The 26,752-nt window shown below is 41.8% G+C and carries 19 protein-coding genes; 10 read left to right on the top strand and 9 right to left on the bottom strand.

What is annotated here, in order from left to right; all coding sequences use genetic code 11:
* The first annotated feature begins 153 nt into the window (after positions 1 to 153).
* Positions 154 to 1,539, top strand: coding sequence for a LutB/LldF family L-lactate oxidation iron-sulfur protein (locus tag RT138_RS13495; RefSeq protein ID WP_185218547.1), 1,386 nt, complete (start codon positions 154 to 156; stop codon positions 1,537 to 1,539).
* Positions 1,540 to 1,722: 183 nt separating this feature from the next.
* Here RT138_RS13495 and RT138_RS13490 read toward each other — a convergent pair whose 3' ends face one another.
* Both RT138_RS13490 and RT138_RS13485 read right to left on the bottom strand, forming a co-directional pair.
* Positions 1,723 to 1,857 carry a hypothetical protein gene (locus RT138_RS13490; RefSeq protein WP_313191121.1) on the bottom strand — a complete coding sequence of 45 codons (135 nt, stop codon included), beginning with the start codon at positions 1,855 to 1,857 and terminating at the stop codon, positions 1,723 to 1,725.
* 31 nt (positions 1,858 to 1,888) lie between these two features.
* Positions 1,889 to 3,721: a von Willebrand factor type A domain-containing protein gene (locus RT138_RS13485; RefSeq protein WP_313191120.1), complete on the bottom strand. Its 1,833-nt coding sequence runs from the start codon at positions 3,719 to 3,721 to the stop codon at positions 1,889 to 1,891.
* 79 nt (positions 3,722 to 3,800) lie between these two features.
* On the opposite strand from RT138_RS13485, the gene RT138_RS13480 reads away from it, so the two are divergent.
* Together RT138_RS13480 and RT138_RS13475 are read left to right on the top strand one after the other, a co-directional pair.
* Positions 3,801 to 4,376, top strand: coding sequence for a sigma-70 family RNA polymerase sigma factor (locus tag RT138_RS13480; protein WP_313191119.1), 576 nt, complete (start codon positions 3,801 to 3,803; stop codon positions 4,374 to 4,376).
* Positions 4,369 to 5,661, top strand: coding sequence for a carboxypeptidase-like regulatory domain-containing protein (locus RT138_RS13475; protein WP_313191118.1), 1,293 nt, complete (start codon positions 4,369 to 4,371; stop codon positions 5,659 to 5,661). Before RT138_RS13480 ends, RT138_RS13475 begins: the two co-directional genes overlap by 8 nt.
* A gap of 231 nt (positions 5,662 to 5,892) precedes the next feature.
* On the opposite strand, the gene tsaD is transcribed toward RT138_RS13475, so the two are convergent.
* Complete coding sequence (tsaD, locus tag RT138_RS13470; RefSeq protein ID WP_313191117.1) at positions 5,893 to 6,894, bottom strand: tRNA (adenosine(37)-N6)-threonylcarbamoyltransferase complex transferase subunit TsaD; 1,002 nt, start codon at positions 6,892 to 6,894, stop codon at positions 5,893 to 5,895.
* Between the two features lie 148 nt (positions 6,895 to 7,042).
* Between tsaD and RT138_RS13465 the strand changes: the two genes are divergently transcribed.
* Positions 7,043 to 11,410: a translocation/assembly module TamB domain-containing protein gene (locus tag RT138_RS13465; RefSeq protein ID WP_313191116.1), complete on the top strand. Its 4,368-nt coding sequence runs from the start codon at positions 7,043 to 7,045 to the stop codon at positions 11,408 to 11,410.
* Here RT138_RS13465 and RT138_RS13460 read toward each other — a convergent pair.
* The 3 genes from RT138_RS13460 to RT138_RS13450 form a co-directional block, all read right to left on the bottom strand.
* Complete coding sequence (locus RT138_RS13460; protein WP_313191115.1) at positions 11,355 to 11,642, bottom strand: hypothetical protein; 288 nt, start codon at positions 11,640 to 11,642, stop codon at positions 11,355 to 11,357. The two genes, RT138_RS13465 and RT138_RS13460, sit on opposite strands and share 56 nt — an antisense overlap.
* A gap of 111 nt (positions 11,643 to 11,753) precedes the next feature.
* Positions 11,754 to 14,003: a Tex family protein gene (locus RT138_RS13455; RefSeq protein ID WP_313191114.1), complete on the bottom strand. Its 2,250-nt coding sequence runs from the start codon at positions 14,001 to 14,003 to the stop codon at positions 11,754 to 11,756.
* 75 nt (positions 14,004 to 14,078) lie between these two features.
* Positions 14,079 to 14,624 carry a twin-arginine translocase TatA/TatE family subunit gene (locus tag RT138_RS13450; RefSeq protein ID WP_313191113.1) on the bottom strand — a complete coding sequence of 182 codons (546 nt, stop codon included), beginning with the start codon at positions 14,622 to 14,624 and terminating at the stop codon, positions 14,079 to 14,081.
* Positions 14,625 to 14,778: 154 nt separating this feature from the next.
* Here RT138_RS13450 and RT138_RS13445 point away from each other — a divergent pair, with 154 nt between their 5' ends.
* On the top strand, positions 14,779 to 16,155 hold the full coding sequence (locus RT138_RS13445) for an MATE family efflux transporter (RefSeq protein WP_313191112.1): 1,377 nt from the start codon (positions 14,779 to 14,781) through the stop codon (positions 16,153 to 16,155).
* Between the two features lie 46 nt (positions 16,156 to 16,201).
* On the opposite strand, the gene RT138_RS13440 is transcribed toward RT138_RS13445, so the two are convergent.
* The 3 genes from RT138_RS13440 to RT138_RS13430 form a co-directional block, all read right to left on the bottom strand.
* Complete coding sequence (locus RT138_RS13440) at positions 16,202 to 17,626, bottom strand: dihydrolipoamide acetyltransferase family protein (protein ID WP_313191111.1); 1,425 nt, start codon at positions 17,624 to 17,626, stop codon at positions 16,202 to 16,204.
* Between the two features lie 107 nt (positions 17,627 to 17,733).
* The gene (locus tag RT138_RS13435; protein WP_313191110.1) at positions 17,734 to 18,984 is read right to left on the bottom strand and encodes a competence/damage-inducible protein A; all 1,251 of its coding nucleotides are present in this window, start codon (positions 18,982 to 18,984) and stop codon (positions 17,734 to 17,736) included.
* A 26-nt stretch (positions 18,985 to 19,010) separates the two neighbouring features.
* A complete protein-coding gene (locus tag RT138_RS13430; RefSeq protein ID WP_313191109.1) occupies positions 19,011 to 21,623 on the bottom strand; it encodes a putative LPS assembly protein LptD in 2,613 nt (870 codons plus the stop codon).
* A 207-nt stretch (positions 21,624 to 21,830) separates the two neighbouring features.
* On the opposite strand from RT138_RS13430, the gene RT138_RS13425 reads away from it, so the two are divergent.
* From RT138_RS13425 to RT138_RS13405, 5 genes are all read left to right on the top strand, one after another.
* A complete protein-coding gene (locus tag RT138_RS13425; protein ID WP_313191108.1) occupies positions 21,831 to 22,724 on the top strand; it encodes an N-acetylmuramoyl-L-alanine amidase in 894 nt (297 codons plus the stop codon).
* Between the two features lie 69 nt (positions 22,725 to 22,793).
* Entirely contained in the window at positions 22,794 to 23,642 is an 849-nt protein-coding gene (locus RT138_RS13420) for an N-acetylmuramoyl-L-alanine amidase (protein WP_313191107.1), read from the top strand.
* 55 nt (positions 23,643 to 23,697) lie between these two features.
* A complete protein-coding gene (locus RT138_RS13415) occupies positions 23,698 to 24,645 on the top strand; it encodes an MlaD family protein (RefSeq protein WP_313191106.1) in 948 nt (315 codons plus the stop codon).
* Between the two features lie 291 nt (positions 24,646 to 24,936).
* On the top strand, positions 24,937 to 25,503 hold the full coding sequence (locus tag RT138_RS13410) for an RNA polymerase sigma-70 factor (RefSeq protein ID WP_313191105.1): 567 nt from the start codon (positions 24,937 to 24,939) through the stop codon (positions 25,501 to 25,503).
* A 95-nt stretch (positions 25,504 to 25,598) separates the two neighbouring features.
* Entirely contained in the window at positions 25,599 to 26,741 is a 1,143-nt protein-coding gene (locus RT138_RS13405) for a FecR family protein (RefSeq protein ID WP_313191104.1), read from the top strand.
* Positions 26,742 to 26,752: the final 11 nt, after the last annotated feature.

The raw sequence follows: 26,752 nt of genomic DNA, 5'->3' as shown, positions 1-26,752 counted from the left end.
AATTGACCGCTATTTTTTTTGTTCAAAGCTCAAATTTTGAACAGCCCTTTAGTTATAAACATTTTACTGCCTTTAGCAGATATTTTTTTATCTTTAAAATTGGTTGATTATCACGCTCAACCTTTATTTTTGCATGAGCAACAGAACATCCCTATGGCACAGACAGTAGCTGAAAAATTCCTGAAAGATAGTGCTTCAAAATCCTTCGATTTACAGCATAGACAGATTATCAATAATAACATTGATAAGTATGAACATGCTTTTGAAAAAGGGAAAAGTAAGTTCCTAGACCTCGAAAATTCCAAGATCAAGGCAAACCTGATCAAATGGAAGGTGATCGAGAATCTGGATCGCTATCTCTTAGATTTTGAATCCAATTTTACAGCGCATGGCGGCAAGGTCATTTGGGCAAACGATGCTGAAGAGGCTCGGGAGGAAATCTGGAAGATCATGGAACAACATCAAGCCAAATCGGTGGTGAAATCCAAATCCATGGCCACCGAGGAAATTGAGCTCAACCATTTCCTGGAAAAGAAAAACATCGAGACGATTGAAAGTGACCTCGGTGAATTTATCATTCAACTGCTTGGGCAAAAACCCTATCACTTCGTCACTCCTGCCATGCACCTCAGCTTGGAGGAGATAGCGAAACTTTTCCATGAAAAGTTTGATACCCCATTGGAAGCTACAGCTGAAGAGCTCACGATGAAAGCCAGGGAAATATTGCGAGAGAAATATACCCAAGCTGATATCGGGATCACGGGAGCTAACTTCCTATTGGCAGATACCGGTGCCATTGCCATTACCGAAAATGAAGGTAATGCCCGATTGACTACCACCTTCCCTAAAGTGCACATCGCCGTTGTAGGGATCGAAAAAATATTGCCGAGCATAAACGACCTAGACCTTTTCTGGCCTTTATTGGCTACACATGGAACTGGTCAAAATCTAACGGTATATAACACCGTCTTATCTGGCCCACGTAAAAACACGGAATACGATGGCCCTGAGGAGATGTATGTCATTCTACTGGATAATGGCCGTACCAATGTCCTTGAACAGAAAGAGCAACGCCAAGGATTGTACTGTATCCGTTGTGGCGCTTGCCTCAATGTATGCCCAATCTATCAAAATATTGGCGGTCATACTTACGAAACAACCTATCAAGGTCCTATTGGCTCCCTGATCTCACCTCACCTGAATGGCATGAAAGAGTTTAAGCATCTCAGCTACGCTTCTTCCTTATGCGGAAAATGTACAGAGGTATGTCCGGTAGGCATCGATATCCAAAAGATGCTATTGGTCAACAGAAGGGATGCCGTTCAACAAGACCTGGTTTCTTCAGTGGAGAAAAAAGGCTGGAGCATGTTCACTTGGGCAATCCAAAAAAGAAAGCTCCTTGATTTCTTTGGCGGAAAGACCAAAAACTTCTTTGTCCGAAACTTCTTCAAGAAAGCCTGGGGAAACCAACGCGAACTTCCAAAAATCGCTGATAAATCTTTTTCCCAGCAATGGAAAGAAAAACAGAAAGATAAGTAACAAGCGATAATTGTCGGCTCGTATTGGATAATCAGGTTTTTGAACCAGGATATTCGGGATTCGAGGATAGACCAAAATCATGGAATTAACCAGGATTCAACAGAATCGAGAATGGACCAAGATCAGTATGTCCTTTGAATGGTTTCAGGTTTGGTAGCTCTTATCAGATTAGTTGAATATTTCCTAATCCTTTTTTCCATTCCAACCTTGTTCCTTCCATAATCTTGAACCATCCTCCCATCCATTCCATCCTGGTTCAAAATCCAAATCTTGGTCTATCCTCCCATCCTTTCCATCCTGGTTAAAATCCAATTCCATAACCTTTAAAAACCTATTTCCCTTCCCCTTTTTACTTTTCTGTATCGACAATTGACTTACTATTTTCTGCCATACGGATAAACTCTGCACGATAGCCTTCATCATCCTTTCCTTTTGCAGCTTTTGCACGGGCGATCAAGCTTGCAAAACTTGCATTTTGCTTGTAATCTGAATTACGCAGCAACATCCCAAATTCAGCAACTGCTGTCGCAAAACGGAAATCCTCACTCACGGTATCAAATGCTTTTGGCGCATCTTTCACAACGGTCTGCTGTAATTCACTCTTGTCCGATTTAGGGTCTTTGTACCTGAATTTCACCGTCGCCAATTCTCCATTCTTTGCTCCTGGGTTCGGCTTATCGTTATTCTGGTATTTCAAAGGATCCACCGTACCAATAATCGAACTTTTCACCCCTACCGGAATGATTTCATAGATCGCCGTTACGGTATGTCCAACGCCCATATCCCCGCCAATCTTAGCATCATTATTGAAATCTTCCGCTTCCAATAAACGGTTCTCATAGCCAACCAATCTATAGGCTTGAACGTATGCAGGATTAAACTCCACCTGAATTTTTACATCCTTGGCAACGGTAAATAAGGTCGCACCAAATTCAGTCACCATAGCCTTTCTTGCTTCTGAAATATTATCGATATATGCATAGTTACCCCTTCCTTTGTCGGCCAAAGTCTCCATCTTGCTATCTTTCAGGTTTCCCATTCCATAACCTAGTACTGTCAGGTTAACCCCACTTTCACGTTCTTTGGCAATCAAGTCTTCCATGGCTTCATCACTGGACTCACCCACATTGAAATCTCCATCCGATGCCAGGATAATCCTATTGTTTCCATCTTTAATATAATTCGCACGGGCAATCTGATAGGCTTTCTTAATTCCTTCTCCACCGGCAGTAGAACCTCCAGCGGTCAATTCATCAATGGCAGTCTTGATTTTCATCTTTTGATCCCCACGGGTACTCTCTAATTTTACCCCAGCTGAGCCTGCATAGGTGACTATGGCAACCTTATCTTCTGGTCTCAATTGGTCTACCAGCATCTTCAATGAAGACTGCACCAATGGCAATCTATTATCTCCCATCATAGATCCCGATACATCGATCAAGAAAACAAAATTGGAAGCCTTCAAATTTTCCTTAGGGATATCTTTTGCCTTCAAGGCGATACGCATCAATTGATGCTCCTTGTTCCATGGCGAAGTGGTCAGCTCTGTATAGATCTTCACTGGGTCGCCATTGTTCGGACCCTGTAAATCATATTGGAAATAATTGATCATCTCCTCTACTCTTACCGCATCTTTTGGAGGCAAATTACCTGCATTGATCATTCTTCTTACATTAGAATAAGAAGCAGCGTCCACATCTACCGCAAAAGTTGACAAAGCTTCTTTTGTAGGCGAAATAAAACCGTTCTCGTCAAAACGACCATAAGTTTCCGTATTTTGAGGTCTAGGTTGCAAATATAAACCGTTTGAATGTGCCATTGCACTGCCGGTTACCCTCTTTTGTGCTGCATTACCATAACCTATAACAACAACTTCTTCTAATAAGGCCTCCCTTGCTTGCAGTACTACCTTTATGCTATTCTTCTTCCCTACCTTTACTTTTTTAGTTTCGTACCCTAAAAATTTAAACAGCAAAATATCTTTTTCAGCAGCTTTTATGGAAAATGCACCTTGCTGATCGGTCAGCGTTGCCTGCTGTTTTCCTTCCACGCGAACCTCTACACCGGCGAGTGCCAGCTGTGTTCCCGCCTCAGTTACAATACCTTTGATCATTCTTTCTTGGGCTAGTCCGCTACCACCTAGAGTAAGCAAAAAGACTAATAATGCAAATATTTTATTCATGACTAGTAAGTTTTGCCAAAGGATGCAGAAAAAATCAAATTTCCATAAACGAGAAAAAAAAATTAATTTTCAGCAGTAAATGAGCACTAGGACCTTGTCAAAACAGAAAAATCTATCGGATGAAGATCTGCTAAAACTCTATCTGCAGGATGGCGACCTCAACCATCTGGGCGACCTCTATCAAAAGCATAGTGAAATGGTCTATTATGTGTGTTTACGATACTTTAAAGAGTCTGAACGCAGCAAGGATGCGGTCATGCAAATCTTTGAGGAACTCATCGACAAAGTCAAAAAACAAGATATACAGGATTTCCCCCGCTGGCTCTATGTGGTCAGTAAGAACCATTGCCTGATGGCCCTGCGATCTGCAAAAAACAAACAAGAAATTGTTACAGATAATTTTGTGGAATTTTCAATGAACCTGCATCAGGAGGAAAACTATCAAGAAAGGGAGGAACAGTTATTGAGACTGGAAAGCTGCTTGGATACCTTAATAGAAAAGCAAAAGAAAAGTATTCAGCTCTTTTTCATCGAACAGAAATGCTATAAGGAAGTCGTAGAAATTACAGGCTTTAGCATGAACGATGTAAAAAGTTATATCCAAAATGGCAAAAGGAATTTGAAGAACTGTATGGAAAGGAATTCTCATGAATAAGAACTTTGACATAGCATATCTACGTAAATACGTGAACGGAGAACTGAGCGACTCCGAAATGTATGCTATTGAAAAGGCATCCCATGAAGATGAACTTTTAATGGATGTATTGATGGGATTGGAAGAAGAGAAAAAACTGAACAACCCTCTTGAGGTTGCAGATCTTCATTCCGCAATTTTCGAAAGGACACATCCTACGAAGGTTAGACCAATCGGCTTCTATAAAAACCTATCCATCGCAGCCTCGGTATTGCTGGCATTAGGTATCGGTACGATTTGGTACTTAAACAGGGACCAGAACAAGGTCGCTGAGACGATGGAAACCGTGGCCTTGGACAATAAATCAGATGTGCCGACGGATACCACGCTGAACAGTATACATTTGGACAGTTTAGATGGCCTTTCTGAAGAGGACAACCTGATTGCCCTAGCTACACCAGCCGAACCTGCTCCAGCTGGAGCGGAAGCTTCAGGCGAAAGGAAGAAAAACGCGAATACTGCAAAACCTACGGTAGAAGAAGTGCTCGCTGATAATTCCGATGTTTTCTTAAGGGAAGTTCCTCGTTCAGACACAAGTACTTTCCACGATAAACATGACAATCGAATAGCTGCAAACGAAATGGGATCCTTCAAAAAGATGGACAAAACCAATGTCATCCTGATGAATGGGAAGACGCCCGCGAAGTCAAAACAAACTAGCCAGGCTGCTGTTGCTTCCGCCGACCGCGTAAGCTCCCTTCAAGACGTTAAAAAGTTAGCGACCGGCCGTGTCCTAGATCAGCAATCTGGAAGGCCGATCGTAAGTGCATCGGTACGCGATGTCAAGACCAACGATGTGGTCATGACCGATTCTTCTGGCCAGTATATACTGCCATTGACTTCAGACAATCAAAAACTGGAAATCCTTTCCCTAGGTTACGAGAAAGAATTGATCACTGCCAGCAACAATAAGATTGTGCAACTCAAACCAAGCTTTGGAGCACTTGACGAAGTGGTTGTCGTTGGCTATGGAAATAAAACGGAAAAGGTAAAATCAGAACCTCTAGTAGGTTGGGTTGCCTACAAGAAATACATCAACGATAATTCTTACCAAACCCTGTTGGGCAAAGGCTCCGTTACCTTGATCTTCGATATTTCAACATTCGGTAGGCCGATTGACATCAGCATCAAGAAATCAAGCAACCCTGACCTAAGCCAGAAAGCCATTCAGATTATCCACAATGGACCAGACTGGAAAAAAGGAAATGATGGTAAAAAGATCGAAGTCAAGATCAATTTCAGATAAAGCACATCCCCATTAAAGTTTAATCTTGCTAAAATAAAAAAGGATAAATCATGAATTTATCCTATCTATTGCTCTGAATATTATTCGGGAATGGTTCGAGACATATTCGAGACATATTGCCAGATTTCCGAATATGTCTCGAATAAGATCAAGCTTAAGTTTGATATATAAATATTAAAAATTTTCAGTCCGATGGAATTGAAATCTAAATAAGACTCCAATTGAACTTGATTAGACTCCCATTCGAGCAACTGGTCCTACTTCTTGTCCTATAAAATCTTTTTTCAAGAACTTTTGGTAGCCTGCAATGGCAATCATGGCTGCATTATCTGTACAGTATTCAAATTTAGGGATAAATACATTCCAATTGTATTTTTTCCCCATTTCAATCAGTCCATTTCTCAAACCAGAATTGGCAGATACCCCACCGGCGATGGCGATATCCTTTACTCCAGTCTGTTTGGCTGCTTTCTTTAATTTATTCAATAGGATGGAGACGATACGGCTCTGAACGGACGCACATAGGTCATCCATTTTTTCATTCAAGAAATTAGGGTTCTGTTTTACTTCAGCCTGTACCAAATATAAAATTGCGGTTTTCAATCCAGAAAAGCTAAAGTTCAGATCTGGGATTTGAGGTTCGGGCAACTTAAAGGCATCGGGGTTTCCGTTTTGAGCATGCTTGTCAATCAAAGGTCCACCTGGGTAAGGAAGATCCAATATCTTCGCGGTCTTATCAAAGGCCTCCCCTGCTGCATCGTCTAAAGTTTCGCCCAACAGTTCCATTTCAAAATAATCCTTGACCAATACGATTTGCGTATGACCTCCGGAAACGGTAAGGCATAGAAAAGGAAAATTGGGCTTTGGATCATCGATGAAGTGCGCTAAGATATGTGCTTGCATATGATTGACATCGATCAATGGGATATCCATGGCCAAGGCAAATGATTTTGCAAAGGAGGTCCCCACCAGTAAAGCACCTAAAAGTCCAGGTCCGCGTGTAAAAGCTACTGCATCTATGTCATTTTTCCGTATTTTAGCTGCAGCGATAGCTTGGTCTACTGTTGGAATGATGTTTTGTTGATGTGCACGAGAAGCTAACTCAGGAACCACACCCCCATATTTAGCATGAATTGCTTGACTTGCAATAATATTTGACTTAATTTCGCCGTCTATACATATAGAGGCCGAAGTTTCATCACATGAAGATTCTATTCCTAGAATAATGGCCATTTTGAGAGAAGTATAAAATTTAATTTACAAAAGTATCAAAAAAATACTTAAAATAACGCTTATTAGCCTGCTCAGCATACTCGCACTGCTGTCGGTAATTTTATTCTCTTTACAATTTTCATCTGTTCAAACATTTGTTACCAAAAAAGTGGCTAAATACCTTTCCAAAGAGCTTAATGCCAAAGTGGAAATTGGAAGCATTTACTTCAAGCCTTTCTCCGAACTTAACCTTTATAATTTCAACCTGGCAGACCAAAATGGAAACCCCATACTTTCTGCAAAGAAATTAAATGCAGACCTTATCCTGACGGATTTTTTCCAGAACAAGATCATTATTGAAAAACTAAATATTGAGCAGGCCTATGTGGATTTTCAGGTCTACAAGGACAGTTCCAACATCAAATTCCTAATCGACTATTTCAGCCCAAAAAAGAAGAAAAAAACCGGCCCTAAGAAGCAAATGGAACTGAAATTGTATGAGGTCAATTTGGTTGACAACCATGTCAAGATCATTAACCATACCCAGAAACACTATAACCGTGGGGTGGACTTTTCGGACATCGAACTGACCCATCTCTCAGGTAATTTCAGCAAGATAGTACAGGATAGCAGTTCGATTAAAGCCAAGATCAAGAAATTGACTTTCCAGGAGAAATCTGGTTTTATCGTAAGAGAACTGAGTGCAGATGCTTTCGTTACGGACAAGTCCATGGAATTTGACCAATTAAAGCTGATCACCAACAATTCCACATTGGGGAGACACTTGAAATTCAGTTATAAAGATTTTGGCGACTTTGGCGATTTCGTAAAGAAAGTACAGATTGAGTCAAGCATGCGCAATGTATTTGTTGATTCCAAGGACATCGAATACTTTGCCCCAGACATGAAATTTGTCAAGTTTAAAGCCAAAGTAAACCAAGGAAGCGTTAAGGGTACGGTTGCCAATATGTACGTAAAGGATGCTGACATACAGACCGGAGAGGAAACCCGATTGACGGGGGATTTCAGCATCAAGGGTCTACCCGATATCAACAGGACAATTTTTGATTTTAATGCCAATCAATTGCAGACCAGTGCTTCTGACGTAGAAAAATTGGTGCCTGAACTTTCTAACAGAGGTTCTTTTGACTTACCTGAGCAGCTTCATAGATTGGGAAAGATTAATTTCAGGGGTAACTTAAAAGGGCTTTATAATTTATTTGATGTTGTAGGTGCCTTTGACACGGAATTGGGAAAATTAGAAACCAACGCTAAAATAGACATCCAAAAGAATATTCAGTACGTTGGACACATGAAATCTGAAGAGTTTCAGATCGGAAATTTGATCAACAGCAACAGCATCAAGAACACGGGTTTTAATCTGGATTTTGATGGTCAAAACTTGGATTTCAAAGAAATTCAATTGAACATCATAGGAGACCTGAGAAGATTACAGCTCAATAATTACCAATACGACAGCGTATCCGTGGATGCCTTCCTATTTGAGGAGCAGATTGAAATGAATGGTCATATCAGTGACCCGAACGTTGCCTTGGCTTATGATTCGAAAATCAACTTATCCGGTGAATTCAACATCTATAATGTAGATGCCCAGATCGATCAAATTAACCTAAAGAAATTAGGCTTGGTCAACAAGGATAGCATCATCATTTATGATTCCAATATCAGCACACACCTGACTGGCAATAACCTCAATAACCTGAATGGAGACCTTCGCGCCAATCAGATCAACATGCAGACCAGTAAGGGGAAATTCAGCATTGATGATGTGTTCTTTGCCGCTGAAGGCAATGAAACAGATAGGCTCTTGACCCTGAAATCCAATGTGATGGATGGAGAGATGAAAGGGGTGATAGACCTGAACACGCTTGTACCCTATTTCAAGGCATTGGCCATGAAATATGCACCGGCCATTGGTTTGGAAACAGAACGGTACAATCCTCAAATTTTTGACCTGGAACTCAAGGTCAAATCCTTTGAACCTGTATCCGCATTTCTGGACCCAACCTTAACTTTGGAGGATGGAGCAACCTTAGAGGCCCACTTTAATTCAGAAGATTTTACGGCCGAATTCAATGCCTTTAGTCCGTTTGTCAAATATCAGGGCATTAACCTGCAAAACCTGAGCATTGATGAGATTGCTGATGAAAATGCTTTCTCCCTAAACCTAAAAGCGGACAAGGTATTCCTGACAGACTCCGTTTTTGTCAATAATGTTGAGATCAACAATATCCTTTCCAAGGACAGCCTATTGTTTAATATCAAAGGGGCAGAGGAAACCGAAAAGAATTACATGCGTTTGAATGGGAACATTCACTTCGCACACAATAAACCCGCTTATATCCGGTTTGAGGAATCCACCATCGTTGTAAATTATGAACCTTGGGCTTTCAACAAAGATGCTGAAATGCGGGTGTCCAAGGGGAAATTCTATTTAAACAACTTAATTGCATCCCAAGGTAACCAAAGAGTGGAATTCAATGGTGTATTATCCAATGAGGACGATAAACTGGACATCAAATTTGAAAGATTCAACCTGCATTCTTTGGAAACGGTAACCAAGCCAATGGGGGTTCATTTAGATGGTGAATTGAACGGAAACATCGAATTACATTCCATTTTCAAAAAACCGTACCTATCTGCAAACGTAACCACCACACCCTTGGTGTGGAACCAAATACCAATTGGGCAATTGGTCCTGTTAGCAGATTTTGATCCGGAATCCAAGGTGGCCAATTTGGATTTCCAGTTATTGGACGATCGAAAAAGAGGATTGACGCTGAACGGTACTTACCAAGTGGTGTCCGGTGAGCAAGCCATAAATTTAAAAGGGAACCTGAACCAGACCGAATTGATCTTGTTCCAACCTTTTATCCGAAGCTTGGCTTCCGATCTGGAAGGAAAAATGGATGCAGACCTTCAAATTTCAGGAACTGTTCAAAATCCTAAAATAAATGGTTCAGCGAAAATTGAAAGTGCATCCTTCAAGGTTAATTACCTAAAAACTACCTATAACCTGAACAATCAGTCTGTGATGATCGATAATAACGCGGTCATGATGAATAACCTGACCTTTACCGACTCCAAGGGGCATCAGGCTGTAGCAGGTGGAGTGGTCAATCTTTCAACGCTGAGCAATCCTTATATCGATGTGAATGTAGCGACCAACAATGTGATGATCCTGAATACGACCTACAAGGACAATAACCTGTATTATGGAACCGCATATGCCACAGGGACCTATCAATTTAAGGGATATACCTCGGCGATCGACATCAATATCAAGGCAAGGTCAGAAGACAATACGGTAATCAGTATCCCATTCAATACGGCAATGACTGTCTCAGAAAGTGACTTTATCTACTTTGTCAGTAAAGACTCCAGCGTAAATAAGGAAAATGCAAACCGATATTTCCTAAAGGGCATGACGATGAATATGGACCTGGAGTTGACCCCGAGTGCAGAGGTCAACCTACAGACCGACATTGGTTCGCTGAAAGGTACTGGAACCGGAGAAATCAGTTTGAAGATTTCCAGTCTGGGCGATTTTGAGATGTTCGGGGACTATGCCATCAATTCGGGAAAATTCCACTTTACGGCACAGGATTTTATCAACAAATATTTCGACATCAAGCAAGGCGGAACGATACGCTGGACGGGATCTCCTTCTGGAGCAACTGTCAATATCACGGCAGTTTATCAGCAGCGCACCTCCATTGGCGATCTGTATAATGCAGCTGGGCGTGCCGGCACGGACGAAAGAGTATTGGCACAGGCTGACATGATCATCAAGGGAACCTTGAGCCAGCCCGATGTCTCTTTTGACCTGAACTTCCCGCAGACACCATATGTCAAGGATGAACTGCAGGCCTATTTCAGTGATGCCAATAATGTAAACCAACAGGCATTGAGTTTAATTATCCGGAGAAGCTTTACCGCTGGAAACTCGGGTGAAATTGGCAGGGAGGTAAACAATACCTTATTATCTGCCGGAACGGAAATCGCCTTTAACCAATTGAACAATATTCTGGCGCAATCCCTAAAGATCAACTTCTTGGATTTCAACATCCGATCGCTAAACGATGCCTCCGCATCCTTCCGTTTCTTTGATGACCGATTGGTATTGACAGGGGGAATTGTTGACCGCCGAAATATACAGACGACCGACCTGACCTTTTTCTCAAACCAGGTGGCGACCGATGCTGAACTGACCTATAAGATCAGGAGAGATGGTAGCTTGATGTTTAGGGCCTATAATCGATTGAACACAAGAAATATTCTCTTTACCCCTACGGACGATTATATCAATGCCGTAGGCTTGGTATACCGTCAGGAATTCAATACCCTTGGTGAGTTTTGGCGAAAGATGTGGACATGGAAGCCAAAGCGCGACAGCATCCCATCGATCCCTAACATCCCGCAGGACAGCATTAAGAACTCGTCTGACAGCAGTACGAACGCTAATCCAGGTAAAGCTCCAAAAGCTGGTTACGTTCCGCCTCCAGGCTTCCAGTAAACTCAGGCTGCTTGGCACGGTTGTACCAGTACCTCGCATTCCATAGATCCCCTTCCACACGATGTAGGTAAGCATGTACATGGGCAGATTCCCTATCGTTCAGGTGATCGATCAGGTCATGGGCATTTTTCCAGTCCCCTTTCGCATCATACCATAGGGCTTGAACCTGTACATTCCAGTTTGGATTTGGCTGAGCGTCTTTTAAGGTTGATTTAAATTCTTCTAATGTCATGGATTTAAGATATTCATTTTTTCAGGATATAGGAAATCGTGCGGCTTCCGAGCCGGTAGATTTCTAGAGATGGTTAAAAACAAAAGGGCGATAATCGCCCTTTTGTTTTTATTATTTAAACTTGCTTGCCAAGGCTGCCAGTTTAGCTGCCATGTCGGTTTCAGGTGCTCGCTCCTGACGTTTGTCGGAACGTTTATCTGAACGTTTCTCCGCATGTTTCCTTGGGGCTTTTTCCTCCGTTTTCATGGTCAGACTGATTCGGTTTCTTTTTTCATCAACCTCAGTCACCGTAACGGTCACCTGTTGTTGAACTTTTACGACCTCATGGGGGTCAGAAACAAAATGGTTAGCCAATTGGCTCAGGTGAACCAATCCGTCCTGATGAACACCGATATCCACGAATGCTCCAAAATTGGTGATATTCGTAACGATACCTGGCAGTTTCATTCCAATTTTCAGGTCTGAAATCTTATTCACTCCTTCGGTAAAAGAGAAGGCTTCAAACTTATCACGAGGGTCCAATCCTGGTTTAGCCAATTCAGCCATGATATCATTTAAGGTAGGCAATCCTACTTCATCCGAAATATATTTCTTCAGGTCAACACTCTTTCTGACCTTTTCATCTTTCATCAGGTCCTGAATGGAAACATGGATATCTTTCGCCATCTGTTCCACCAAAGCATAACGCTCGGGATGAACTGCGGAGGCATCCAAAGGATGGTCCGCATTGCGGATACGCAAGAAACCCGCAGCCTGTTCGAATGCCTTGCCCCCTAACCTAGGCACCTTTTTCAATTCCCTGCGAGAACTGAATGGACCATTTTCTTTTCTATAGTTAATGATCTGTTGTGCCAAAGCAGGTCCCAATCCAGATATATAGGATAGGATCTGTTTTGAAGCGGTATTCAGCTCCACCCCAACCGAGTTCACACAGGACATCACGGTATCATCCAGCGCAGTCTGCAATTTATTTTGATCCACGTCATGTTGATACTGTCCAACCCCGATTGACTTAGGGTCGATCTTCACTAACTCGGCCAATGGATCCATTAATCTTCTACCGATGGAGACAGCACCTCTCACGGTGACATCATGGTCAGGGAATTCTTCCCTTGCTACTTCTGAAGCAGAATAAATAGATGCTCCACTTTCATTGACCATTACGATTGTGGCACCCGGCATGTTCATTTTACGGATAAAATCTTCCGTTTCCCTACCGGCAGTACCATTACCGATAGCAATGGCTTCGATATCATGTGTCGAGATCAATTTTTTGATGATACGCTCAGCTTCCGCCTGTCCGGCAGCGCCGTTGTGCGGGAAGATAGCTGTATTTTCCAAAAGGTTCCCTTGGGCATCTAAAACGACGGTCTTACAGCCAGTCCTGAATCCAGGGTCAATGGCCAACAGTCTTTTTTGTCCAAGTGGTGCCGCCAATAACAATTGACGAACATTGTCCGCAAATACCTTAATGGCTTCCTCATCAGCTTTCTGTCTTGTCAATACGCGGATTTCCGTTTCCATAGATGGCTTTAGAAGGCGTTTATAGCTATCCGCCAGTGCCAATGACACTTGTTTGCTCGCTTCATTATTTCCTTTGATATATAGCTTCTCTATACCTGGAACGACATCGGTTTCAGCAATATCGATATCGAGGTACAATAATTCCTCCTTTTCTCCCCTTCGCATGGCCAAGACCCGGTGCGAAGGAGCATCCTTTAAGGATTCAGCCCATTCGAAATAATCTTTGTATTTCTGTGCAGCTTCCTCTTTGCCTGGAACGACCCGCGACACGAACTGTCCTTTGTTCAACATTGTTTTACGGGCATGAGCACGTACTTCTGCATCTTCCGCAATTTGTTCGGCTATGATATCACGAGCACCAGCGAGTGCTTCTTCCAGCGTTGCCACCCCTTTTTCATCATCGATGAAAGTCGCAGCATTGGATTCCACATCCAATTTATCTTGCGCTAGCAAGAGATCAGCTAAAGGCTGCAGGCCTTTTTCGCGTGCTGCAGAAGCTCTGGTTTTACGCTTAGGTTTGTAAGGCAAGTAGATATCTTCCAAAGCAGCCATGGTTTCGGCTGATTTCACTTGGATCTCTAGTTCTGGAGTTAGCTTACCTTGATCTGCTATCGACTTCAGGACGGCTTCTTTACGTTTGTCCAAGTCTCTCAATTGCTGCATGCGATCACGGATGGCTGTAATCTGCACTTCATCCAAGCTTCCGGTCAATTCCTTACGGTATCTGGCAATAAAAGGAACTGTTGCACCTTCATCCAATAGGTTGATGGTGGTATGCACCTGTTTCTCGCTAATCGACAATTCTTTCGATACGATAATCTCGTGGGATGTACTCATAAAATATTTTAAAATGAAAAAACAAAGCTGTTGAATGGATTCCAACAGCTTATCGATATAGAATTCTTAATTGTTTTAGGCTTTCTTAGAATTATTATCTTCTAATGGATTTTGCTCAACTTCAGGTTCAGGGGTTTCCGTTGAGTTAGCTACTGCTTGGGTGTCATCAGCAGCTGGGCTGTCATTGCTACCAAAGTGATCATTATAACCATAGCTATAGTAATCGTCTTGTGTTGGCGTGCTGTATGGCTTATGCTCATAGGTTCCAGCAGGAGCCGTAAATTGAGGAACTTTTTTCTCCACTACACCTTCTTCGGACACTTCCTCTGTTTCGGTAGCTGCATTTACCTGTTCAAAATCTTGGATAGGTGTTGCAGCAGGTTTTTTGGTCTCAGGCTCTTTATCAATATCTGTTTTTATATCGTCAATTTCTTTTTCGAAGTTATTGATCTGATCTGAAATCTCTCTCTTAATCCCCTCAGAAGCATCTTTAAATTCCCGGATACCACGTCCCAGTCCTCTAGCCAATTCTGGTAATTTCTTGCCACCAAAAAGCAATAATGCAACTAAAATAATAAGCATCATCTCTTGGGTACCAATGTTCAAAAACGCTAAATTCATCTCTACTTTATTAATTGTTAATAAGCTAAGGTAAGTCTATTATTTTTTTTCAGCAATTTTTTGATGTAAATATTTAGAAACAAAAAGTTAACCCAAACATGATTCGCGAAGCAAGTTTTAACTCGTACCTTTGTGCTCTTTACTTTTTTCGTATATGCTGCAGAATATCAAATCCAATAAAATTTATTACTTAAGTACGATGGCTTTAGCGGGTCCGGTTGTGATTTCACAATTGGGGCATACCTTGGTCCAAACAGCAGATACCATTATTGTCGGTCACTTTGCAGGGACCATCCCATTGGCCGCAGTTTCCTTGGTGCACTCCGTTTTCATGGTCGTATTGGTGATAGGCTTGGGGATAGCTTACGGCTTGACACCTTTGATCGCTCAAGAAAACGGCCGGCAGAATTATAAGGAATGTGCAAAATTATTATCCAATAGTTTTTGGTTGAACATTGTATCAGCCATCCTCCTCTTCCTATTCGTTTTTTATGGATCTATGTTTGCCATGGAACATGCTGATCAGGATCCTGAGGTAGTTAAGACTGCGAAGCCCTATCTATTGATCTTGAGTCTTTCTATCATGCCCTTAATGGTCTTCAATACCTTTAAACAGTTTGCGGAAGGTTTGGGATTCACCAAACAGGCGATGAACATTACCATCTGGGGGAATGTGCTGAACGTCATCATTGCCGTAATCCTGGTGAAAGGGATGTTCGGAATCGAACCGATGGGCGTTCGTGGTGTGGGTATTGCAACCTTGGTTGACCGCATCTTGATGATGATCGTGATGGCTTGGTATGTCTTGAAATCAAAAAACTTCAAGCGCTATATGGACCATTTCTCTGCTAAGTTTATTGACTTCAATAGAGTAAAACAGATCTTTAAGATAGGCGGTCCTGTGGCGATGCAATATGTATTTGAAATCGGAGCATTTGCAGGTGCAGCGCTAATTGCAGGAAAGATCGGTGCAATTGAGCAGGCGGCTCACCAAACGGCCATAACACTAGCGGCAATGACCTATATGATGGCAAGTGGGATTGCTTCTGCGGCTACCATCAAGGTGGGCAATGCTTACGGAAACAAAAACTTCTTCCGTTTACAGAAGTTCGCAACGGTGTCTTACCATTTGGTATTGATTTTCATGGTTATCTGTGCGATTATTTTTGCGGTGTTCAATCAATACCTACCATACATCATCAGCAAGGATCATGAAGTGGTGGTTATGGCATCACAGTTATTGATCATTGCAGGAATGTTCCAGATATTTGATGGCACGCAAGTGGTAGGTCTTGGTACATTACGGGGTATGGGTGATGTGAATTCCCCTACTTTCATTACCTTCTTTGCCTATTGGGTGATCGGTTTACCAACAGCCTATTTCTTGGGAATTGAATTGAACATTGGAGTTAAGGGAATATGGTACGGTTTGACCTTGGGCTTATTGACCTCTTCGATATTATTATATTTCAGATACCGCTATATGGTAATGATGAAGTTGCCGAGGCATCAGATTATGATAAATGGATAAAACAAAAACGCTCATCGGATGATGAGCGTTTTTGTTTTATTATGGATTAGATAACTCTTTCAGAGTCCCAATTTTCTAAGTAATCAGCCACACGTCGGATAAACTGTCCACCCAATGCGCCGTCAATAACGCGATGGTCATAGGACATGGAGATATACATCATATGGCGCACAGCAATGACATCACCAAATTCGGTTTCCAGAACTGCCGGTTTCTTTTTGATCGTTCCGACGGCTAGGATAGCTGCCTGCGGTTGGTTGATGATCGGCATCCCAAAGATATTGCCAAATGCACCGATGTTGGTGAAAGTGAAAGTACCACCTTGGGTATCGTCTGGTTTAAGCTTGTTGCCTCGAGAGCGGTTTGCCAAGTCATTCACGGACCTGGAGATTCCGGTTAAGCTCAGTTGATCGACATTCTTGATTACCGGAACGATAAGGTTGCCAGTAGGCAGTGCCGTTGCCATTCCAATATTGATGTTCTTTTTACGGATAATATTATAACCATCTACTGAAACATTCACCATTGGAAAATCTTTGATGGCTTTTGCAATAGCTTCTATGAACAATGGTGTGAAGGTAATATTCTCACCTTCAGATTTCTTATAGCCATCTTTTACTTTGTTTCTCCAATTCACCAAATTGGTTACATCAGCTTCAACAACAGAGAAAACATGTGGAGAAGTCTTGACACTGTTCACCATATGGTCTGCGATCAGCCTACGCATACGGTCCATTTCAATGATTTCTGAATCACCGTTACTACTTTTTACAACCTGCGCCGCTGGAGTTTGTGGTTCCTCAACTTTAGGCTGAGCTCTTTCTTCCGTAGCGGGTTGAACAGGCTTTGGCACTTGAACGCCTTTGTTCTGTTCAAGGTAATTCAAGATATCTTGTTTAGTAACCCTTCCTTCACCGCCGGTACCTGGGATACTGTCAAGCTCTTTTTGGGAAATACCCTCTTGCTGAGCGATATTTCTTACTAGAGGAGAATAGAAGCGGATGCCGGAGTGGATCTCCTGATGGTTGGATTCGATTTGAATATTTTTTTCCTGAACCTGATCAAGACCAGGGATATCATGGTCTGGTATTTCTATTACCGGTGATTCGACATCGGAAATATCCTTATGAATGGATTCGGATTCGTTTGCAGTATCTACAGGGGTATCTGAGCTTTCAACAGGTTCTGCCTGTTGGGTAGACTGAGGTTCTTGGCTTTCCTCCTCAGGTCCTTCAATTTCAATCAGAGCAATGACATCACCGACCTGAACCACCTGATTTTCTTCGAACAATCTTTCTTTAAGAATACCAGATACTGGCGATGGAACTTCAGAATCGACCTTATCGGTAGCAAGTTCTACAACTGCATCATCCTCTTCAATATGATCCCCAACCTGCTTTACCCATTTGGTCAGGGTCGCTTCAGAGACGCTCTCCCCCATCTTAGGTAACAAAAGTTTATATATTGCCATCTATTATTATTTGGATTGTTAGATTACTAAGTTAATTATTAATACTTACTTGACAAGTGAACAAAATTAAATATTTTATCATATATAATTAACAAAATATCGTTTTGTTAAAACTCTGATTCTTGTTGAAATAAGTTCCAGAGCATCAGTAATGCCTGAGCAGTAGTGCGTTCTATGTTAATTATTCGATCATGATGGAAGTGAAACAGCTTTGTTTTCACCTCGTTCTTGCCCGCAATGGCCACCCATACCGTCCCTACAGGTTTCTCGGCCGTTCCACCATCTGGCCCGGCAATTCCACTGGTAGCAATGGCATAATCCACTTTTAACCTTTGCTGAACGCCCTTTGCCATTTGAATGACGGTCTCTTCACTTACGGCTCCATGGGCGATAAGGGTTTCCCTCTCCACCCCTAGCACATGCTCCTTAACCTCATTGGCATACGCAACAACCGCACCATTGAACATCTTACTGGAACCCGGTATTTCGGTTATCAACCTGGAGATATTGCCTCCGGTACAGCTTTCTGCGGTCGCTAAGGTCTTTCCCTTTTCCGAAAAAGCATGGACGATGACCTCCTCAAAACTAATATCCTCCGTGGCTACCACCGCATTGCCAATTCGATCGACCAATTTATTTTTCCAATCCTCTGCTTCGACTTCAAGCTTTTCAAGGTCTGTTCCGGTTGCAGTCAACCTTAATCGAACCAAGCCGATCTTAGGCAAGTAAGCTAAATGGATATGCGGAGGAAATTGATCCTCAATTGCTGCAATATGTTCAGCTAGATGGGATTCTCCTATTCCGACGGTCAGGATATATTTGTTGACCACCTTTTCTTCCGTTTTAAAGTCCTTCAATTTAGGAAGGACACGGTAAGTCATCAGGTTCTTCATTTCAAATGGAACCCCAGGTAGGAAAACATAGACCTTGCCCTCATGCTCTACCCACATGCCGGGCGCAGTACCCCAATCATTGAACAGCACATCGGCATTGGCCAATACTTCAGCTTGCCCCTTATTGATTTCAGGCATGGTACGTCCGAAACGATGGAAGATCTGTCTGACATGTTCCATCACCTCTGGATTATGGACCAAGCTGCTGTTAAAGAATTTTGCAGCCGTAAACTTGGTCACATCGTCTTTGGTAGGCCCTAGACCACCAGTACAGATGATGATTTCGGCACGGCTGGCAGCATCATGCAATGCTTCGAGGATATGGCTTTCCTGGTCTGTGATAGAAGTGATCTGTTGTATTTGGATTTGCTGGGCGAATAGCTCTTGGGCTATCCAAGCAGAATTGGTATCTACTATCTGTCCGAGCAAGATTTCATCACCAATGGTAATAATTTCAGCTTTCATAGATATAGTTTTATACAGAATGTCTATTAATACGAATAGTGACTCTGTCTCTTGGTCAATTTTAAATCCTGTAATATGGATGCTTTCGCACGTATGGTAATATTGTAACTCTTATAGGTTCCGAATGGTACCCAGCCCACCGACATATCCCAACAGTGCAGATCTCTATAGATGCTGACCTGGGTCATGGAAGCCTCCTTCTGCACAAAGTCGTAACCGGTATTGAATTGTACCTTCCATTTTGGAGTCACATTAAAATCACCATGCACGTTTACCGTACTGGTCAGTCTGGTCTCCATTCTTTGCTTTTCACGACTGAATACACGGGCATAGTTCATACTGAATGAACCGGCCAAGTTCCATGGAATATTGAAATCCACGAATGCATTCGGGTCGGTACTGATCCTTGCCAAGGCTTGCGCCTGTTCAGGGGTCAGGTTAGGCATAGAACTTCTCAGGGAGTCAATATTATCGCTTCTGTTTTCGTTCGCTTTCGGGTTTAGACTATAGTCGAATGATAAACCAAAGTTGGTCAAGCGTGCCAGCGTACCATCTTTGATTGCAAAACGGTCAATACGGTTACCGGTATATTTATCGTAGGTATATGGATCGAATACCCCGTTGAAGTTCACATTTACTTTTTTGTCGAACAAGGCTGTACGACCAGAGAAAGAAATCTGGGAAAGTTTCAGGGAATCGGCCGCTACGTTGTAGTTACCACTGAAAGTCAGACCTTGGATAATGGGTACTTTTTTGACCCCGGTACCGGTCGTGTCCTTATCATTCCGAATCTTGGCCTCGAGGGTATTATCCACGGAGAATCCAATACCAAAGGATTTACCGGCGCTCGGTGTTCCATAAATACCGTTCTCGAAGATTGAGTATCTGCTGTACACGCCATTTTCATCTGTAAAGTCCCTATAGAAACCATAACGGGCATCCGAGAAATCGGGTCTATAGTTCACATTCACCGATGGGGTAATGGTATGTCGCATGGCTTCGATCTTACCGATCTTCTTGTTCATCTGACCATAGATCTTGGTGGATAGTCCTGAAGATACCGAATAGTCGTAAGCACGCTTAAAGCCCTGAAGGGTATCTCTTACGTTTTCAAATCCATAAGGTTGGTTCACCAGTCTGTTCCTTACATATTGAAGGTACCAGCGTTCGGTATAGTTGAATGAAGTATTGAATTGGAAGTACTTCATCACATTTAAGCTTAAACTTACTGGAATATTGTGCTGTACCCCGTTAGTGAATTTATTCAATGATTCTTTCCTGAACAACAGGGAGTCTGTCGTTACGATCCGGTTTTGACCTTGCAAGCTATATCCTACCGTGATACGTTGATACCATTTCTGTTCACCGATACGGTCTTTGGAATCGAATGGGTTGAAGGTTGCAACGTTTAAACTGATGGTTGGTAGGTCCATGGACAAGGCACCTGTCGATAGGTTCTGTTCATGGGACATATTTGCCGTGAAATTCACCTTGCCATCAGCAAACACTTTTCCGTAAGCAACCGATGAACGCATACTGTTGTTGATCGCCTGCTGAGGGTTATAACCACCTGTTGTGGCTGCATTACGGTAAGCATTTCGCGAACCGAAGTTTACCGATGCAGAGAAGGATGTTCCTGGATTTGCTTCTTGACGTTGAGAGTGGTTCCAAGTAAATCGGAAGTTTTTCTCGCGGCCATAATTATCGGTTCCTTCCACCCCTTGCACATAGGAGCCATATTGAAGGGCGAAGTTACCATTGAACTTATAATTCACTAAGTATTGGGTCCTCACATTGGCTTCCCAGGTTCCTTTGGAATATAAGGTACCCCTGATTTCAGAGTCCCAATAATCATTGAATGTCAGGTACCAACCTAGATCACGCATCGCGAAACCTCTAGCGGCATCTTCACCGAAGGATGGAAATAGGAATCCGGAACTTTTCTTGTCCTGTTTAGGGAAAAAACCAAAGGGGATGGCCAAGAACTTAATTGGAATATTTGCTACGACCAAATAGGAAGGTCCTGCAATGATCTGTTTCTGGGTGATGACCCCCTTGGTAATCTGTATACCAAAGTGGGTATGTGGATAAGGCAGGTTACAGGTGGAGTAAAGCCCTTTGTAGAGGGACATTTCATCATAGATGTTTTTCCTGACCTCCCTGGCCTGTATGTATCCCCCATCAACCTCGGTCATTACACCGAAGGTTTTGGGCACTTGAGTCTTATAGTTATAGAGAAGGGAGTCGACCGCAATGGGTGACTCACCGGGCATGATCACGACCGGACGACCTACATATTTGCCGTTATGGTCCATTACTCCCGAGGCAAAGAGGACGTTGGTATTTCTATCCAAACGGATATAATCTGCTGCCAATTCAAAGCCTTGGTATTTAACTTTGGCGCCTTTGTATAAGTGAAGGACGTTTTTACTGACCTGGTTCCAAGAAGAATCATTTGCGGAAATGGTCACAACGGTTTCCAAACCACCTTGATCTTTCATGTGGACTGTATCCTGACCATTTACTTCCTTGAAGTTATTTCTGCTGGTATCGGTCGGAATTGTATCTCTTTGAAGGGTGTCTATTGTAACATTTTGAGTGCGAGAATTGGTCTCCACCTGAGCCTGTAGCACAGACATCCCAATAAAAAAAAACAGAATGGAAAGGAAAAAACAACTTAAGGCCTTCAAAATGAAATATGAATGTTATTTTTGTGCTAATTTTAAACTCTTGTTGGCAAAAATAGTCAAAAATCAATAACAACGATTAGGTTTTTCAAAAGTTAATCATATTTAACAGTTTACATTTGCAATGTTATTGATAGGACTAAAATAATAACGTTAACTATGAATTTCAATAAATCAACAAAAATATCGATTTCGTTTGCAGCAGTACTTCTTCCCTTGATTTTCTTGAGTGGTATTGTTCATTCCACTGAAAAGAAAAATCCTGAGAATAATCCTCCTCAAACTTCGCAATCCAATAAAACATTCAAATTGGTCGTTATTGACCCAGGGCATGGTGGTAATCTACCCGGTGCTCGAGGAAGGACGACCGTGGAAAAGGATATTACGCTGCAAGTGGGAAAAAGATTGAAAGAGGCCATTGAAAAGGAAATGCCTGGCGTAAAGGCCATGTTGACCCGTGAAACTGATGTGGATGTTCCATTTCACGAAAGGACAGCCTTGGCAAATAAAAACCATGCTGACCTTTTTATCTCTATCCACTGCAACTCGGCCGATGTAGACCGCCGAGTGAAAGGTAAGAATGGTCGCTATACCACCAGGACCATCAGGAACCCTGGAGTAAGCGGTACGGAAACTTTTGTTTGTGGCTTTAACAGGTTGCAGCGAGGTGAATCGGAAGTAGCCGTTAGGGAGAATGCCGATATCCTTTTTGAAGAGAACTATCAGGAGAACTATGGCGGATTTGACCCGAATGATCCTTCCACCTATATTATCTTCTCCTTAATGAAGCGGACATATCGCGATAAGAGCATTCGGTTTGCAACTCATATCCAAAATGAATATGTTAAAAAAGGCCGTCCAAACCGAGGGGTGCAAGAATTATCACTGGCAGTCCTAGCTTCGGCCGCAATGCCTGCCGTACTGACGGAAATCGGCTTTATTTCTAACCCAGATGAAGAACAGTTCATGGCTTCTGAAGCTGGACAGAATGAAATCGTAGCTAATTTAGTGGACGCCATCAAGCAATATAAATCAAATTCAACTGCACATTAGGAATAGAATTTGATAGGAAACAGAAACGATTAAGAGAAATTGGAGAAATTGACAACAAAAAAGAAAAACGTGATTCGGAAAATTGGGTTGATGTTGACTTGTATCTCAGTGGTTGTATTAGCGAGTTTTAAACCAAAAGATTTACAAAGTGACCAAAGTGGAAGTCCTAGAAAAATTAAAACAATAGTATTAGATCCTGGGCATGGTGGACATGATTCTGGGGCTGTAGGTAGGCAATCTAAGGAAAAGGACATTGCCCTACAGGTGGCCTTGAAACTGGGAAAGAAAATCCAGAAGGAATTCCCAGGGATCAAAGTGATCTATACACGTACTACTGATGTATATCCTAAACTTTATGAACGTCCTGCATTGGCAAATAAGCATCATGCGGACCTTTTTATTTCCATACACTGTAATTCAGGTGGTGCCAGTAGCCGTAGGGTAAAAAACAGCCGCGGCCGCTATGTCACGCAACGTGTGCTGAACACATCCGCGAAAGGAACCGAAACTTTGGTTCTGGGTTTTAGCCGTACCGGTGACCAAGATGTAGCGATCCGTGAGAACGCATCCATCTTAATGGAGGAAAACTACAAAGAAAACTATGGTGGTTTTGACCCTAAAGACCCCTCTACCTACATCGTATTTTCATTGATGAAAAGAAAATTTAGAGAGCAAAGTATCCGCCTTGCATCCTATATGCAAGATCAGTTTGCGGGATCTAGCCGTACGGATAGAGGTGTAAAGGAACAATCTTTAGCGGTTTTGGCAACAGCAGGTATGCCGGCGGTATTGACCGAAATCGGATTTATTTCCAATCCAGATGAGGAACGCTTCATGATGTCATCCGCTGGACAAGAATCAATTGTCACCGATTTGTTCAATGCCATAAATACCTACAGAAAAAGCATAGAAAAATAAACTTTTTCTTAAATTGGCGGTTAGAACAGAGTGGTAGTACTTAAATAGGGTAATTTTGAAAATATCTAACGAAACTAAAGTCGGGGCATTAACTAGTATTGCTATTGCAATCTTATTTATCGGTTACAGTTTCCTCAAAGGGAACAATGTTTTTAGCAGCGAAAATACTTTTTACACAGAATATGACAACGTGGACGGGCTAGCGGTTTCTAAACCTGTATTGGTCAGTGGTTTCCAAATTGGCCGCGTTTCTAAACTTACCCTTCAACCGAACGGAAAAATCAGGACGGAATTCAAGATCAACAATGACTATGATATCCCATCCAATACGGTGGCAAGAATTGTAAGTGCCGACCTATTGGGTAGTAAGGCCATTGTCTTTGAATTAGGGAACAGTACCACCATGGCCAGGAATGGAGATCCATTGCTATCGGATGTACAGGCCAACCTGATGGAAAAAGTTGAACCTTTGCAAAAGAAAATCGAAAACTTGGTCGTAAAACTGGATTCCGTACTATCGGGTGTAAACTCGGTATTGGATGAAAACTTCCAAAGAGACTTCAAGAGCAGTGTGCATAGTATCTCTGTTTCCTTGAAGAACCTGGAAAAGATTACCGGTGATGTAGATGGATTGATGGGCGCAGAGAAAAACCGCTTGAGTAAGATCCTTGCCAACATGGAGTCCATTACCATGAACTTCAAAAACAACAACGAAAAGATCAATTCCATTTTAGCGAACCTGGATAACCTTTCAGATGACCTATCAAAAACCGAAATCAAGGCGACTGTTGACAATGCCAACCAAGCCATGAAGGATGTGATGGAAATAACCAATAAGATCAATACTGGAGATGGATCACTAAGTCAATTGATCCATGATGAAAAACTGTACAATAACTTAACAAATGCTTCCGAAAGTCTGGATCAATTGGTGAAAGACCTGAAAGAAAACCCAGGTAAATACCTGAAGATTTCAATCTTCGGAAAGAAAGACACAAAATAGATTCAACGAATCAATTTTACAAAGAGCTCTAATTTTAACCGATTAGAGCTTTTTTATTGAATTATTTTAAACCGCTTAAATTGCTTAAACAACTATCAATTAATTACTTACCTAATTGACTGCTAATTATAACCAATAATACATTAAAGCAATAAAACATTATTTTAATATTTTTATACTTAAAATAATCAAAGTTTAATTAATTCCATTTGATGTAGCGATAAATATTCCTATCCGTTTAAATCATATTGAAGTTATTTTAACACTGAGGATTGATATTTAAGCGCTAAAATGTCCCATTTTGATAAATATTCTGATGAAAAGTTATTGGTCCTATTGAAAGACAGCGACCCTAAAGCATTTACAGAGATTTATAAAAGGTATTGGGACAAGCTTTTGGTTATAGCCAGCAATAAACTTTCCGATATCCTAGTAGCTGAAGAAATAGTCCAGGATATATTCTTGGATATCTGGAAACGCAGGCAGAGCATCAAACTCAGTGACCAAATAGAAAGATATCTTGCAGCAGCCTTAAAATATAAGATAATCAATCATAGACATAGACTGGCAATAGAACAAAAGTTTGTTGACTACAGTAAAAGATCGGAAGACGATAAATTCTATTCTATGGAAAACTACCTCCAATTTGAAGAACTCAAGACCAAATTGGAAAAATTGGTTACCCAACTCCCTGAAAAATGCCAATTGGTCTACAAGCTGAGCCGAGAGGAAGGGCTATCCCAAAAAGAAATTGCAAAGCGGCTATTAATTGCGGAAAAGACCGTGGAAGCCCATTTAACCCGAGCACTCAAGAAAATAAAATCAGGCCTCAACTATATCATCTGCTTGTTTTACTAAGATTTCATAAAAAAGTTTTACTTTTTTTCATTTCCTATATAGGGATAAGGGCACTCACCTTGATTATAGTTATATAGACCTATAATTAAATTACGATGACGGAACAAAATCGCTTAGCCGAACTGGAACAGAAATGGCTCAATGGTTCGATTTCTGACGATGAGGCAAAGGAATATGCTGCTTGGTACAATAGTGCCCAGAATGACCCTATTGTTATCCCTGAACATATTGCAAGTAGCAAAGAAGAGCATAAAACCAGAATCCTAGAAGGTCTATTGGCAAAACTAGAGTACTCTAATGGCAAAACCCTTGAGCCAAAACCAATTTGGTACAGAAATAAAACCTACTTAGGTATTGCAGCAAGCCTTCTGATGATCCTAGGCATCGCATCTTATTGGTTTGCTACAGAAAATAAAGTCCCAGAAAATACAATAACAACTCAAGATAAAAAAGCCGGTACGGATGGATTGGTCCTTTCCCTAGAAAATGGTGAAACCGTAGAAATTGACTCCTTAGCTGATGGGCTTATTGCTAGTCAAGATGGTGTTGAAATCTATAAAAAAGATGGGGCCATTTACTATAAAGGTGAAGCTGGCAAAATCTCTTACAATACCGCACATACGCCCAAAGGCAGGAAGTTTGAAATCCAACTTCCTGATGGTTCCAATGTTTGGTTGAATGCTGAATCTACCATTAAATACCCAATCGAATTTGCTGTAAACCAACGTAAGGTCCTTGTGAGTGGAGAAGCATATTTTGAGGTCACAAAAAATGAAAATGCACCATTCATTGTTGAAACCGAAGACCAGACCATTCAGGTATTGGGAACTCAATTCAACATTAATAGTTATTCAAACGAAAACGCTAGCAGAACCACCCTATTGGAAGGCAAGGTCAAGATCTCCTGTCAAGGTGAAGAGCATTTCTTAACCCCTAACGAACAAATTACTTATGACCGCAGCAAGGAAACACTTGCTAAATCGGAGGTAAATGCCAAACAATCCATTAGCTGGGTCCAAGGATATTTCAACTTTCAAGATTCGGACCTAGCGGGAATTATGAAACAAATAGAACGCTGGTACAACATTGAAGTCGAATTCCAAGCAGGGGTAGATCAAAATCAAACCTTCTCCGGTCGTACGAGCATGAACCAAAATCTCTCTGAAGTGCTGAAAGTTTTAGAATTAAGTGGAATCAAAACGCAGCTCCAGAACAACAAACTTACCGTAATCCCATGATCTAAAGAAAA

This window comes from Sphingobacterium sp. (assembly GCF_032065005.1).
In the GTDB taxonomy this organism is placed as follows: Bacteria; Bacteroidota; Bacteroidia; order Sphingobacteriales; family Sphingobacteriaceae; genus Sphingobacterium.
This window is presented reverse-complemented; position numbering and strand designations above follow the sequence as displayed.

What these genes read in the sequence shown, in the direction of transcription:
- RT138_RS13405 (WP_313191104.1), top strand. Translation starts at nt 25,599, where the DNA reads ATGACGGAACAAAATCGCTTAGCCGAACTGGAACAGAAATGGCTCAAT.
- RT138_RS13445 (WP_313191112.1), top strand. Translation starts at nt 14,779, where the DNA reads ATGCTGCAGAATATCAAATCCAATAAAATTTATTACTTAAGTACGATG.
- RT138_RS13425 (WP_313191108.1), top strand. Translation starts at nt 21,831, where the DNA reads ATGAATTTCAATAAATCAACAAAAATATCGATTTCGTTTGCAGCAGTA.
- tsaD (WP_313191117.1), bottom strand. Translation starts at nt 6,894, where the DNA reads ATGGCCATTATTCTAGGAATAGAATCTTCATGTGATGAAACTTCGGCC.
- RT138_RS13430 (WP_313191109.1), bottom strand. Translation starts at nt 21,623, where the DNA reads ATGTCTGTGCTACAGGCTCAGGTGGAGACCAATTCTCGCACTCAAAAT.
- RT138_RS13455 (WP_313191114.1), bottom strand. Translation starts at nt 14,003, where the DNA reads ATGAGTACATCCCACGAGATTATCGTATCGAAAGAATTGTCGATTAGC.
- RT138_RS13435 (WP_313191110.1), bottom strand. Translation starts at nt 18,984, where the DNA reads ATGAAAGCTGAAATTATTACCATTGGTGATGAAATCTTGCTCGGACAG.
- RT138_RS13440 (WP_313191111.1), bottom strand. Translation starts at nt 17,626, where the DNA reads ATGGCAATATATAAACTTTTGTTACCTAAGATGGGGGAGAGCGTCTCT.
- RT138_RS13495 (WP_185218547.1), top strand. Translation starts at nt 154, where the DNA reads ATGGCACAGACAGTAGCTGAAAAATTCCTGAAAGATAGTGCTTCAAAA.
- RT138_RS13475 (WP_313191118.1), top strand. Translation starts at nt 4,369, where the DNA reads ATGAATAAGAACTTTGACATAGCATATCTACGTAAATACGTGAACGGA.
- RT138_RS13410 (WP_313191105.1), top strand. Translation starts at nt 24,937, where the DNA reads ATGTCCCATTTTGATAAATATTCTGATGAAAAGTTATTGGTCCTATTG.
- RT138_RS13490 (WP_313191121.1), bottom strand. Translation starts at nt 1,857, where the DNA reads ATGGAATTGGATTTTAACCAGGATGGAAAGGATGGGAGGATAGACCAA.
- RT138_RS13450 (WP_313191113.1), bottom strand. Translation starts at nt 14,624, where the DNA reads ATGAATTTAGCGTTTTTGAACATTGGTACCCAAGAGATGATGCTTATT.
- RT138_RS13460 (WP_313191115.1), bottom strand. Translation starts at nt 11,642, where the DNA reads ATGACATTAGAAGAATTTAAATCAACCTTAAAAGACGCTCAGCCAAAT.
- RT138_RS13480 (WP_313191119.1), top strand. Translation starts at nt 3,801, where the DNA reads ATGAGCACTAGGACCTTGTCAAAACAGAAAAATCTATCGGATGAAGAT.
- RT138_RS13485 (WP_313191120.1), bottom strand. Translation starts at nt 3,721, where the DNA reads ATGAATAAAATATTTGCATTATTAGTCTTTTTGCTTACTCTAGGTGGT.